This is a genomic window from Chitinophaga rhizosphaerae (assembly GCF_003958645.1).
Taxonomy (GTDB): Bacteria; Bacteroidota; Bacteroidia; order Chitinophagales; family Chitinophagaceae; genus Chitinophaga; species Chitinophaga rhizosphaerae.
In genome coordinates this window covers 77,303-90,490 of record NZ_RXLO01000008.1, presented here as the reverse complement: position 1 = coordinate 90,490, position 13,188 = coordinate 77,303, and the positions used below count along the sequence as shown (strand labels likewise).

At 53.8% G+C, this 13,188-nt stretch carries 10 protein-coding genes; 5 read left to right on the top strand and 5 right to left on the bottom strand.

Annotated elements, in window-relative coordinates; translation table 11 throughout:
- Positions 1-6 precede the first annotated feature (6 nt).
- The 3 genes from argS to EJ361_RS18470 all read right to left on the bottom strand — a co-directional run bounded on the left by argS (position 7) and on the right by EJ361_RS18470 (position 4,276).
- On the bottom strand, positions 7-2,115 hold the full coding sequence (gene argS / locus EJ361_RS18480; RefSeq protein WP_126247128.1) for an arginine--tRNA ligase: 2,109 nt from the start codon (positions 2,113-2,115) through the stop codon (positions 7-9).
- Positions 2,116-2,221: 106 nt separating this feature from the next.
- A complete protein-coding gene (locus EJ361_RS18475) occupies positions 2,222-2,806 on the bottom strand; it encodes a porin family protein (protein WP_126247127.1) in 585 nt (194 codons plus the stop codon).
- A 117-nt stretch (positions 2,807-2,923) separates the two neighbouring features.
- Positions 2,924-4,276 (bottom strand): OmpA family protein, encoded by a 1,353-nt coding sequence (locus EJ361_RS18470; RefSeq protein ID WP_240646674.1) that lies wholly within the window; start codon positions 4,274-4,276, stop codon positions 2,924-2,926.
- 259 nt (positions 4,277-4,535) lie between these two features.
- On the opposite strand from EJ361_RS18470, the gene dnaK reads away from it, so the two are divergent.
- Positions 4,536-6,398: a molecular chaperone DnaK gene (gene dnaK, locus EJ361_RS18465; RefSeq protein ID WP_449384906.1), complete on the top strand. Its 1,863-nt coding sequence runs from the start codon at positions 4,536-4,538 to the stop codon at positions 6,396-6,398.
- Between the two features lie 68 nt (positions 6,399-6,466).
- Here the strand turns inward: dnaK and EJ361_RS18460 are convergent, their stop codons facing one another.
- Positions 6,467-7,381 (bottom strand): BPSS1187 family protein, encoded by a 915-nt coding sequence (locus EJ361_RS18460; RefSeq protein WP_126247125.1) that lies wholly within the window; start codon positions 7,379-7,381, stop codon positions 6,467-6,469.
- 205 nt (positions 7,382-7,586) lie between these two features.
- Between EJ361_RS18460 and EJ361_RS18455 the strand changes: the two genes are divergently transcribed.
- The 4 genes from EJ361_RS18455 (at position 7,587) to EJ361_RS18440 (ending at position 12,656) form a co-directional block, all read left to right on the top strand.
- Positions 7,587-7,928: a hypothetical protein gene (locus EJ361_RS18455; RefSeq protein WP_126247124.1), complete on the top strand. Its 342-nt coding sequence runs from the start codon at positions 7,587-7,589 to the stop codon at positions 7,926-7,928.
- Positions 7,929-7,941: 13 nt separating this feature from the next.
- Positions 7,942-8,556: a hypothetical protein gene (locus EJ361_RS18450; RefSeq protein WP_205687042.1), complete on the top strand. Its 615-nt coding sequence runs from the start codon at positions 7,942-7,944 to the stop codon at positions 8,554-8,556.
- A 32-nt stretch (positions 8,557-8,588) separates the two neighbouring features.
- Positions 8,589-10,967: a 4-alpha-glucanotransferase gene (locus EJ361_RS18445; RefSeq protein WP_126247123.1), complete on the top strand. Its 2,379-nt coding sequence runs from the start codon at positions 8,589-8,591 to the stop codon at positions 10,965-10,967.
- Positions 10,968-11,636: 669 nt separating this feature from the next.
- Positions 11,637-12,656, top strand: coding sequence for a dipeptide epimerase (locus tag EJ361_RS18440; protein ID WP_126247122.1), 1,020 nt, complete (start codon positions 11,637-11,639; stop codon positions 12,654-12,656).
- Here EJ361_RS18440 and EJ361_RS18435 read toward each other — a convergent pair.
- Positions 12,653-13,075 carry a hypothetical protein gene (locus EJ361_RS18435; protein WP_126247121.1) on the bottom strand — a complete coding sequence of 141 codons (423 nt, stop codon included), beginning with the start codon at positions 13,073-13,075 and terminating at the stop codon, positions 12,653-12,655. The two genes, EJ361_RS18440 and EJ361_RS18435, sit on opposite strands and share 4 nt — an antisense overlap.
- Positions 13,076-13,188 lie beyond the last annotated feature (113 nt).

Genomic DNA, 13,188 nt, shown 5'->3' with positions numbered 1-13,188 from the left:
CTTTTCCTACATTCTTTCCGGTACCCGGATGCCGAGGAGCTTCATGGCCTGCCGGATGGTATTGGCCGTGAGGGAAGCGATCTGCAGGCGCAGCTTGCGCTTGTCTTCGTTTTCCGCGTCCCGGACGGAATAGGTGTATTTTCCGCTTTCCTTTTTCGCGTAGAACGAGTTGAAAGTTTGCGCCAGGAGGAACGCGTAGTTCGCGATCACCGAAGGGCTCATTTCGCGGCCGGCTTCCGCCAGTACTTCACCGAACTGCTCGTTGATCTTGATGAGCTCTTTTTCCATGGGGAGCAGCGCATCGTTATGGCGATAGGAAGCCAATGCAGCGAGGTCTTCCGCGGAAAACTCGCGCAGGATCGACCGGATACGGGCGTGGCTGTATTGAATGAACGGACCGGTAAAGCCATGGATATCGATGGACTCTTCCGGGTTGAATACCATTTTCTTTTTCGGGTCCACTTTCAGCAGGAAGAATTTCATGGCGCCCAGGCCGATCGTTTCGTAGAGTTCGCGCAGTTCTTCTTCCGTAAAATCTTTCACTTTGCCGAGCTCTTCGGTGTATTTGGCGGCGGTGCTCACCATTTCCTCCACGAGATCGTCTGCATCTACCACCGTGCCTTCGCGGCTTTTCATCCGCCCGTGCGGCAGTTCCACCATGCCGTAGGAAAGGTGAGCGATGCCGTCGGCGGAGGGTTCGCCGAGTTTCTGCATGATGAGTTTCAGCACCTTGAAGTGGTAATTCTGCTCGTCGGCCACCACGTAGATGCTTTGGTCCATGTGGTAATCGTCGTACTTGAGGCGCGCGGTGCCGATGTCCTGCGTGATGTAAACGGATGTGCCGTCGCCGCGGAGTACGAGTTTCTCGTCGAGCCCGTCGGCGGTAAGGTCGATCCACACGGAGTTATCGGCTTTTTTGAAGAACACGCCTTTGCGGAGGCCTTCTTCCACCACGTCTTTCCCCAGCAGGTACGTATTGCTTTCGAAATACATTTTGTCGAAATCGATGCCGAGGCGTTTGTAGGTTTTTTCGAAACCTTCGTACACCCAGCTGTTCATCGTTTGCCAGAGGGCGCGCACTTCCGGGTTGCCGGCTTCCCATTGCTGGAGCATGATCTTGGCCTGCTGCATGATCTCGGTCCGGTTGCGGGACAGTTCCTTGATGTCGTCATGGATTTTGTCCGCTTTTTCTTCGTCGCTTTTGATGGCGGGTGTCAGTTCCTGGTGGAGGGATTTGGCGCGGGCCTTGTCTTCCCCTTCAAAATCGGAAAAATCGCCTTTTTCTATCCTTGATACAACTTCTTTGGTTTCTGCGGAAGCAGTGCGGGCGAGGGCTTTGATGTCATGCCTGAGTTTTTCCGCCTTTTCCACATTGGCTTTAAATTCAGGTTTGTTTAGTGCGGCGTGCAGTTTGATGAGCTTTTCCACCTGTTCGCCTTCGAAATCCCCGAAATTCCCTTCCAGCACGCGCGAAATGATCGGCTCGGCCTGGTCGCGGAGGATGGATTCGAAATGGACGTAATAATCGCCCACGAGATGGTCGCCCTTTTTGCCGGTGGATTCCGGCGTATCGCCATGTGCGAAGAGCTGCCATGCGAGCATGGATTTGCAGATATGGATACCGCGGTCGTTCACGAGGTTGGCTTTGACCACTTCGAAGCCGTTGGCCTTGAGGATCTCAGACACGGAAAAACCGAGGAAGTTATTACGGAGGTGCCCCAGGTGAAGGGGTTTGTTGGTGTTGGGGGAGGAATATTCCACCATCACCTTTTTACCGTTGGCAGGCTGCTGGCCCACGTTGGTATTATGATGCGCGTTCTGCACGAAACTGGTCCAGAACTGGTCGTGAACGGAGAGGTTGAGAAAGCCTTTGACAACGTTGAAACCGGCCACGAGCGCAGGATGGTGCTCCGCCAGCCAGGTGCCGATGGCCCCGGCGGTTTCTTCAGGTTTTTGCCGGCTGAACTTGGTAAAAGGGAACACGACGATGGTATACTCGCCTTCGAATTCGGGCTTGGTGGTGTTGACAGAAACGTCGGCCGCGGTGAAAGGCTGTTGGTACAGCGCCTGTACCGCTTCTGCGGCGGCCTGTTTAATGGAAGCAACTACGCTCATGAATATCAATTGATGGTAGAGGGCAAAGGTAACGGTTCGGAAGGGCAAAAAAAAGAGCAGCGGCCTTGCGGCACGCTGCTTCGGGTTTTACAGGCTAATGCCTTTACTATTTTTTAATGCGGAAATTGCCGAACGTGTACGTTACGCCGAACTGCGCAACGGAGTTCGCATGTTTTTTGTCGGTGTCGGCTGCGTTGGTGAGGCCGAAGTTGTAGCGCGCACCCACACCAAGGCCGAAGTCGAAATCATAGCCGAGACCGAACCCCAGTCCGAAATCGACGCCTTTATACGCATCGCCGACGTCGTGGGAATTGCCGTCGTTCTTAATTTTCGCCGCTACTTTGAATCCGATCTGCGGACCGGCTTCGAGGTAAAATTCGGGGATGATGTGATACTGCGCCATGACAGGCAGGTTAATGTAGTTAACGGCTTCCGTGTAGGTATCAAAGAAGGGAGGGTCGATCTTGAATCCCTGGCCGGAGTATACCAGTTCTGGCTGAATGCTCCACTGCTCGTTGATCCCTACCCGGGCAAAACCGCCGACATAGATGGAAGGACGTGATTTGCGATTGTCGATGTTGGTGATTTTGGCGACGTTTAAACCGCCTTTCATACCAAATTTCACTTGTTGCGCTTGCGCCGCAACACTAAGCAGGCATATGGTCAGGAATAAGAAAATGGATTTTTTCATAATATGTCAAAATTGGCAGGATTGGTGTAACAAAATACATGCCGGAGCGAAAAAAAGCCCTTCCGGAGTTACCGGAAGGGCTTTTGTCAGGACGTCACTATATTAGAAACCTGTTTTTTAATAGATGGTGAATTCTACGCGGCGGTTCGCCTGGCGGCCCGCGGCGGTTTTATTGGAAGCGATGGGCTGATCCTGGCCGTAACCTGTGGCTTCGATGCGGCTGGGGTTTACGCCTTTGGACACCAGGTAGGATTTTACCGATTCGGCACGGTCTTTCGAAAGTGCCATGTTTTTGGTGCGGTTACCGGTATTGTCCGTATGGCCTGCCAGTTTGAGGCTAAGGTTTTTACGCACCAGCAGCGACGCTACCTGGTCCAGCGAAGTAAAGGATTTAGGACTGATATCCGATTTTCCCGTGGCGAATTCTAGGTTGTCGATGGCGTTTTTCACGAGCCGGCGATCGTCGTCTGTAATTATGACCTGAACGGGCCGTGCGGTGTCCGGTTTTGGCAGTGAGCAGCCGGCGCCGTCTACCTTGTCGCCCGATGGCGTGTTCGGGCATTTGTCGAATACGTCCGAAACGCCGTCGCCGTCGCTGTCTTTCTGCAATTGCGCCAGGTCGGCGGCCAGTTTTTCATTGTTGGCTTTTTCTGCTTCGAGCTCGCGGCGGAGCTGGTCGCGTTGGCCCACAAGGTCGTCGTACATGACGGCGGGCCCGTTATGCCACTGCAGTTGCGGTTTGGTGCGCGAACCGATGGCGAATTCGAGGCCGGCGTATCCGTAGGAGAAGCGGTCTTTGGAGGGGCCGTATTTATAGCCGTCCAGGTTGTCGGCATCGAGGAAGTTCATGGTATAACCGAGATCGAGGTTCATGAAGTCATTGAGCCTGAACTTGATACCGGCGCCCACGGGAATGATGAGCTCCTTGATATTACCGTCTGTCTTGTATTCCATCTCCGTGCCGCCGCCGGGGGTAACGCGGGGGCTGTAGCCGGCGAGGCCGCCGCCAACGGAGGCGTATAATTGTGCGATGGGCTTTTTATAGGCCCAGTTGATGGAGGCGAAGTTGAATACGCCGCTGAGGCTGGCGGTCCATTTCAGGCGGGTTTCGAAAGACGAGAACGCCCGGTTGGGATTGGCGCCGTTGCCGAGCTCGCGGCTCTGGTCGCCCTTGAGCCGGCCGCCCATATAATCGGCCCGGAGGCTGAAGAAATGGAGGAGCTGCCATTTGGCATAAGCGCCATAGCCGTAGCTGATGAGCGATTTGGTGAAATCGTTGCTGCCGCCGATGAGGACGGAAGGGGCGGTGATGCCGCCGTTGATGCCGACGGAGAAGGTCCTGTAGTTCATACCGCCGCCGCCGAAAAGGCTGCCATGCGGGTTAGGGGGAGGGTCGGATTGCTGGGCAACACTAACGAGGGGCAGGGCGGTCATGACGCAAATGACCCACCGGAACATGGTTTTTTTCATATGAATGTCGGTTGTGTACGTATTTGAAAACAAAAAACACCTGACTGTGTTCTATTAGGGAAGACATCTTTTTATTCGTTATACAAAGCTGTTGGACGGAAACTGACATATTTTCATATTGCCTGCCGTTGGCATAATCATTGTCCAGGGAAGACAAGCCCGGTTTTCCGGGATACACTGTTTCACAAAGGAGAATATTATCATTATGGGAAAAATCATAGGTATTGACTTAGGAACTACCAACTCTTGTGTTGCTGTAATGGAAGGCAACGAACCGGTAGTTATCGCAAATGACGAAGGGCGCCGTACCACCCCGTCCGTCGTTGCTTTTTTAAAGAACGGAGAAAGAAAGGTGGGCGATCCCGCCAAACGCCAGGCGATCACCAACCCCGTTAACACCATCATGTCGGTGAAGCGTTTCATGGGCCGTCATTTCGACGAAGTGTCCAATGAACTGAGCCACGTGAGCTACAAAGTGGTAAAGGGCGACAATAACACTACCCGCATCGATATAGATGGACGGCTGTACACTCCCCAGGAGATCTCGGCCATGATCCTTCAGAAAATGAAGAAAACGGCTGAAGATTACCTCGGCCAGGAAGTGACCGAAGCGGTGATCACCGTTCCGGCTTACTTTAACGACGCACAGCGCCAGGCAACCAAAGAAGCCGGCGAGATCGCGGGCCTCACCGTTCGCCGTATCATCAACGAACCTACCGCCGCCGCACTGGCGTATGGTATGGACAAGAAACATCACGACAGCATGATCGCCGTGTTCGACCTCGGTGGCGGTACCTTCGACGTGTCTATCCTTGAACTGGGCGACGGCGTGTTCGAAGTGAAATCCACCAATGGCGATACCCACCTCGGTGGCGATGACTTCGATAAAGTGATCATGGACTGGCTGGCAGACGAATTCAAGAAAGACGAAGCCGTAGACCTGCATAAGGACCCGATGGCCTGGCAGCGTCTGAAAGAAGCTGCTGAAAAGGCGAAGATCGAACTGTCTTCTTCCCAGGAGACCGAGATCAACCTGCCTTACATCACTGCGGTAGACGGTGTGCCGAAACACCTGGTGAAAAAACTCACCCGCGCCAAATTCGAACAGTTGAGTGACAGCCTCGTGGAAAGGACCCTGGAGCCTTGCCGCAAAGCATTGGCCGACGCAGGTATCGAGATCAGCAAGATCGACGAAGTGATCCTGGTGGGCGGCTCTACCCGTATCCCCCGCATCCAGGAAGTAGTAGAGAAATTCTTCGGCAAAAAGCCGAACAGGGGCGTAAACCCCGACGAAGTAGTGGCAGTAGGTGCGGCTATCCAGGGCGGCGTTCTCACCGGTGAGGTGAAAGACGTGCTGCTGCTGGACGTGACCCCGCTTTCCCTCGGTATCGAGACCATGGGCGGCGTTATGACCAAGCTGATCGAGGCCAATACGACCATCCCCACGAAAAAGAGCGAAGTGTTCTCTACCGCGGCCGATAGCCAGCCGAGCGTAGAAATCCACGTACTGCAAGGCGAGCGCCCCATGGCCAGCCAGAACAGGACGCTGGGCCGCTTCATCCTCAACGATATCCCGCCAGCTCCCCGCGGCGTGCCCAAGATCGAAGTGGTGTTCGACATCGACGCCAACGGTATCCTGCACGTAACTGCGAAAGACCAGGGCACCGGCAAATCCCAGAACATCCGTATCGAAGCCGGCAGCGGCCTGAACAAGGATGAGATCGAAAAGATGAAAGCCGAAGCCAAGGCCAACGAAGCGGAAGATAAGGCGGCACGCGAGAAGATCGAGAAGATCAACCAGGCAGACAGCCTCGTGTTCCAGACCGAAAAACAGCTGAAGGAGTATGGCGACAAGATCCCGGCCGATAAAAAAGCCCCGATCGAAGCTGCCCTGGAGAAACTGCGTACCGCAAACAAAACCCAGGACATCGCCCAGATCGACGCTGCTTCCGCCGAGCTGAATGCTGCATGGACGGCCGCTTCCGAAGAAATGTACAAGGCATCCCAGGCACAGGGTGGCGCCAATGGCGGACCTGAGCAGGGAGGCCAGCAACAGCAGGGCGGTCAGCAAGGGACCAATGGTGATACTGTGACCGACGCGGAATTCGAAGAAGTGAAATAAAGACTATTACGAATAACAGAAAAGCCCGGATGCGAAAGCGTCCGGGCTTTTTTTATGTTGGGAAGTTTTTATTGCAGGAAATGCAACCAGGCGTTATCTGCAATGGAGGCGGGCGCGAAAACATCCACGGCGGTCATGTTGTGGAAGCGCAAAGGCAGCAGGAGCGCGGGTGTAGCGGTGGTAGTGAGGGTGTGCGCCGTGGGCGGGATGCTTGCGTCGGCGGAAACGGGTGGCGCCATGCCGAGGTGCGCCCAGCCGGATTTTACGATGGAGATGTCGAGAAGCTCGTCTTTTTCATGATGTAGCGCATAGTAAATATTATGGCGGGTGGTGTTTTGCACCCAGTCGGGGATTAGTCCGTTGGAGAGGTAGTCTATGCCGGAAAAGAGGATTACCCGGCGGAGGGGATATTGCTTTCCCATCACGCCTGCATGGCCGGCGCCCTGGGAGTGCCCGGCGGCGAGGATCTTTTCCCAGGCGGGCTGATTGCCGTTGAGGAATTGCGCCCAGTTTTCGCCGGGAAATGATTGGTCGAGGTAATGCAGGAGATCGGTCAGCCGCTGGATGATGGAGTTGGTGCGATCGACGGATACGCCGGGGTGGCGGTCGGTGCCGTCGATGATTTCGAGTCGTGCCCGGGAATGGGCGGTGATGTCGGCAGAGCCGGCGCAGAGCTCGTTGACGGCGGGTTCGTTGGGATACATGAGGCCGATGGCGTGATATCCTTTTTCGGCGGCGAGGCGGATGAATTTCCGGTAGTTTTTAGGCTCGGCGCCGGTGCCGGGGAGGAAGACGAGGAGTTGGTTGCGGCGTATGTTGTCGGGGACAACATACGCGTAGTTCGGATCGTTGTAAGCGTTGATATTTGAATTGGCAGCGGATGGCAGAACGATGTGTTCGCGGAGGCCGGGAGGCGTGGCGCGGTCGGCAGGTTTGGAGCAGCCGAAAGCGAGCAGGACGCAGAAGGTGAGGGGTCGGATCATGTTCCTAAGAACGACAAAAAGAGAATTTTGTTTTAGAAAAGTTTTGTGTCACAAAACTCCCTATATTGAGTATTATAATTGTATTGTAACCCACGCTGCTGCTGTTCCCCGCTTCCCAATGGTTAATGATTCATGACGCGATTCGGGTTGAAGTTTTCAAAGCTTCGATCTGATCGGCTATTGTTAACATTTAAAACTTTGAACGATGTATTATTCGAACGATGAAAATTTTAATTTTTTGTGGGCTTCGATGATGGAAAGGCGCCGATTGTTATTGTATGACCGGGCTTATTTAAAGATGCACCAGGAATACTGGTGTTATATCGACGGCACAATCGCAACCGCGGAAGATAAACGGAAACGTCTTGAGATAAGACAGAAATTGGAACAAGGGCTGAAAGAATATACAGCCAACGAAGCATATGACCCTGTCCGGGGTAAAAAACTAAGGGCTTATCACCGCAAGTGGTTAAAGGAAGCTTTGAAGAAAGGCAGCCGGTATTCTCAGCGAATGAACAGGATTTCGGGAAACGGCGCTCAGGTATAATTAAATTAATCCATTGTTTGTGACGCTTCGGGAATTATATACGGCCGAACCGGGCCTCATTATTGGTTTTCATGGTTGTAGTCAGCTTGTTTGCGACGCGGTGATTTCTGGTCGTGAAATGTTGTGGAAAAGTGAGAATGATTATGACTGGCTGGGGCATGGCTATTACTTCTGGCAAAACAACTTCGAGCGGGCGCTTGAATTTGCCCGGCATCCGCCTGGGAAAGCGGTTTGTGAAAATCCAGCCGTGCTGGGCGCCGTGTTGCGGTTAGGTAATTGCCTGGATTTAACTGATAAGAAATGCCTCAGGGTTGTAGCAGAGGCACATAAAGAATTACATGTAGACAACCAGCTTTCTGGTAAATTGCTTTCTACAAATAAATCGGTAGGTGCTACGCGGGATCTTTTAATTCGGAATCTCGATTGTGATGTGCTGGAGTACCTGCACACTGCAATGGAAGGAGAAAGATCCCCTCCTTATGATTCCGTTCGGGGCGTTTTCGTGGAAGGAAAACCAATTTTCGAGGGCGCCGGAATTTACGATAAGACCCATGCGCAAATCTGTATCCGCAATCCGAATTGCATTCTCGGTTTCTTCCTGCCGCGGGAGCGGGCGGATTGGCCGTGAGAGGAATGACCGTTTTTTTGTAATTTCCGGGCATGACCCTGCGTTTCTATGTCCGCTTCGCTTCCTCCTGGGGGCAGCAATTGGTCCTCTGCCTGGAAAACGGGCAGCGGTTGGTCATGGATTACGTTGATCCGCAAACGTGGGCATTAACCCTGGAATGGGAAGGCCTGTTTATAACATATCGTTATGCCATCCTTTCGAACGGAAGGCTGGAGGAAACATCATTGCGGGAGATTAATTTTCCGCAAGACCTAAATACCTACTCGATCCACGACACCTTCCATTTCCCCGGTAATGAGGCGGAATCGTGGATGCGCGCGCCATTCAGGGATGTTTTTTTTTCGAGGCAGGGGCTTGTAGCGGCAAATCCAGGTAGAAACGGCTCGCATCGGTTCCGGGTACGGGCGCCGTTATTGCCGGTTGAAAAGAAAGTTTGGCTGATCGGGAATGTGTCGCCCCTCGGCAATTGGGCTCCTGATTTCGCGGTGGAGATGTTCGCAGGCAACGACGGGGTTTTCTCGGTGGAAGTGGAATTGCCGGTCCAGATGGCAATTGCTTATAAATATTGTGTTTCCGGGTCGGAAGACGATTGGGAATGGGAGCCCGGTGAAAACAGGACGTATTATTCTGAAGGCGCTGCTTCGATAGATGATGGGTTCGCCCGCTTCCCGCTCCAGCCATGGAAAGGTGCGGGTGTTGCGGTGCCTGTGTTCTCGCTCCGTTCGGGGAAGAGCCTGGGCTGCGGGGAATTCGCCGATCTGCCATTGCTGGCGGAGTGGGCCGCAGCGGCAGGTATCCGGATGATTCAATTGCTTCCGGTCAATGATACCACCTGGAGCAAAACCTGGCAGGATTCATATCCCTATGCCGCCGTATCCGCCTTCGCCCTTCATCCCATTTATATGCACCTCCCGGCGATCGGGAAGGTGAGGGGCTATGCGGAGCAGCAAAAGCGACTCGATCTTCCCGAAATGGATTACGAAGCCACGCTTGCCTTTAAGGAAGCCGCATTGCGTGGATTCTACCGCATGTTCACACCGGACGCGGCCTATCTTGACTGGGAACGAACGCAGGAACATTGGCTACCGGCATACGCGAATTTTTGCTGCCGGCGCGATGGAACGAGCGATCAGGGGTATTACCGCTTCGTGCAATACCATCTCCACAAGCAGCTCACCACCGCGGTAGCCATATTACGATCGAAAGGGATTGCGCTGAAGGGAGACCTCCCCATCGGTATGTTTTTACATAGCGCAGACGTGCTCGAGCAGCCCGGTTTGTTCAATACCGCCGTTCAGGCAGGCGCACCGCCCGATGAATTCGCAACCGAAGGGCAAAACTGGGGATTCCCCACTTACAACTGGGAGCAGATGGAAGCCGACGGCTTTAACTGGTGGAAACGCCGCCTGCAACACATGGCCCAATACTTTTCCGCCTTCCGGATAGACCATGTGCTGGGGTTCTTCCGCCTCTGGCAGGTGCCCCGCAATGCCGCAAGCCCCCTGCTGGGATATTTCGAACCGTCCCTTCCGTTGACGGCGTCCGAAATCACGGACCTGGGTATTCCGTTTTCGCGGGAAAGATATTGCAGGCCGTATATCACGGACGGCGTCATTTCTGCCCTGTTTGGACATGAGGCAGACCGGCTGAAATCCGAATATCTCGAGCCTCAGTCCCCGGGATTCTACCGCCTGAAACAGGCGCAACCTTTTGCCGGGGAAAAACCAACGTTCGCCGCCGCGCTTCGCCAGTTAGCCGCCAACGTACTTTTCCTGGAGCCGGAACCTGATAAATTCCATCCCCGGTTCGGGATGGCCGACACGCTTTCGTTCCAGGCACTACCGGAATCGGAGCAAACCAGTTTGCGCCGGTTGTCGGACGATTTCTTTTTCCATCGTCACGATGAACTTTGGAAGCAATCCGCCCTGCATAAATTGCCGGTATTAACCAGCGCCACAGATATGTTGGTGTGCGGCGAAGACCTGGGACTGATCCCTCACAGTGTTCCGGAAGTAATGTCTGCATTGGGTATCCTGGGGCTGGAGGTTGACCGCATGCCCCGATATCCCGGCCGGACACCGTCAGACGCGCCTTATTTATCGGTCGTTACGCCGTCCACGCATGATATGGGCACGCTACGAAGCGAAATCCCCACCGACCGGGAGCCCTCCATCCGCAGGCAATTGCAGTCGCCCGCGATGTGGTGCATCCTGCAACTGCAGGACTGGCTTTCGCTCGACGATTCACTGCCGCACCCGGAGGACCCGTCGCAGGAGCGGATCAATGTTCCCGCCATCCTTCCCTGGTACTGGCGCTACCGGATGCCCCTGCCCCTGGAATCCCTGCTGGAAGCAACGTCCCTCCGCGGCAGGGTGCATCGCCTCATCAGCGAAGCGGGGCGTGCGGTGTGACCCCATGGCCGCGAGCACCGCAACTGACTTTAAGAACAGGAAAATGAACTTCTTCGATGAAGCCAGCATAATGACCTTCTCTACACAACTGCGGGATATCCGGATTTTTACCTGTCATAATCGCCAGCAAGCCATCCTTTCCCATTAATCAATCGATGTAATATGAAGGATCTATGCGACCGGTTCGCTGAATCGGCAAATAATCGCCCTGGCAACAAAGCCTGGAGTTGCTTAGCGAACGCGATTGTAATGATTGGTAAAGTAGTACCTGAAGCGATGATTATTTCCATCCCGAAGGCCATAAGATAACTTCAGGCGATTGCCTCTGGAACGCGGGATATGATAATCGCTTTTTGATCGCAAAAAAACGATAATACCGCATTGCCAGTCGTTGACCCATTTCACATCAACCAGGGATCAGCCCCAACATTCCGAATACCGAATAGTGGAATTTTTTCTACAACCCTGCCTCATACACGCCGAAACAGCATCGGTCATCAGCAATTGTTTATCGGTCTGAGTACCGGAAACTCCCGTCCAAAGCAGGGTTCGAAGAAATGGGGAGCGGTTTTCCGCTTGTCCGTTCCCACTTTCGCATTATTTCAACCACCCTTTCAAGCCCTTCCAGAATGGATGAAAAAATGAAACTTTCCGCCGTATATTTATCCTATGGAATTGACATTATATCCCTTTGAACTCAAATTCCGGCATACATTTACCATCTCCCGGAAAAGCAAAGACGTTCAACCGCTCCTCGTGGCCAAACTCTCGCAGAATGGCTTCAGTGGCCTCGGCGAAACAGCCGACAATTCCTATTACAACATCACCGTACCTATGTTGATGGACGCCCTCAACGCCCATCGCCCCTTCATCGAAAGCTACACCCTGGATACACCGGAAGATTTCTGGGACGAAATGTTCCCCCGGCTCAAAAACAACATGTTCGCCCTCTGCGCCCTCGACCTCGCCGCGCATGATCTTCACGCCCAGCAACTCGGCAAGAAACTGTACGAAGTCTGGCATCTCGACCCTTCCTTCAACCCCATGACCGACTATACTATCGGCATCGATACGGTGGAAAATATGGTCCGCAAGCTGCAGGAATTCCCCTGGCCGATCTATAAAATCAAACTGGGAACGAAAGACGATATCGCCATCATCCGGGAACTGCGCCGGCACACCGGTGCCGTTTTCAGGGTAGACGCGAACTGCGCCTGGGGCGTGGATGAAACCCTCCGGAACGCGGAAGCCTTCCGCAGCCTGGGCGTCGAGTTTATCGAACAACCCATGCCCGCGGCCGATTGGGACGGTATGATGAAAGTATTCGAAAAATCCGCCCTGCCCCTGATCGCAGACGAAAGCTGCATCGTGGAGCAAGACGTAGCCCGGTGCCATGGCTATTTCCACGGCATCAATATCAAACTCACCAAATGCGGTGGCATCACGCCCGCCCGCAGGATGATCCTCGAAGCCAAACAACGCGGCATGAAAGTCATGACCGGCAGCATGAACGAAAGCACCGTAGGCACTTCCGCCGTTGCGCACCTTCTCCCTTATCTCGATTTTGTGGACATGGACGGGCCGCTCCTCCTCGCGGAAGATATCGCTACCGGCGTCCGCATCGAAAACGGCGTCATCTACTATGCAGACCGAAACGGAACGGGCGCTGTGCTTACCCGCACCCGTTAGTCTCTCCTCGTAAGATTACCGTCTTGCGGCAACGCCTGTTTCATGCCCGAAAAACTGAAATTGGGCGTACTGAATTCATTGCGCACCACCATGTAGCCGCTGATGATCCCCTCTTCACGGAACGAGAAATACACCTTGTTGTTCAGCAGCCACTCGTACGGGCTACACGGAAGCTCGTACGGCAAGCCGTTTTGCAGATCGGGTTTCATGATGAAATCGTACCGCTTTCCAGGCGTCACGATCCCCTTGATGTAACAGAAGTCCCGGCGCTTCGTGATATACCGCGGATCACTTTCCATCTTCCCGTAAAAAAACATCCCGCTCGTACTGTCGATATGCAGCATGTAGCGAAGCGTTCCGAGGGAAGATTTGAACGAGATACAATAAGTGCCGGGCAATGCAGCGGTTTTTTGCTGCATGAGGCGATTGATTTGCTGACTGTTTGCCTGCAGGGGCGCTGTGCACAGAAAAAGCACTGCAAGTAAACAAACAGTCGACCAGGAGTTAGAATGGCGGATCATGGCGACAGATT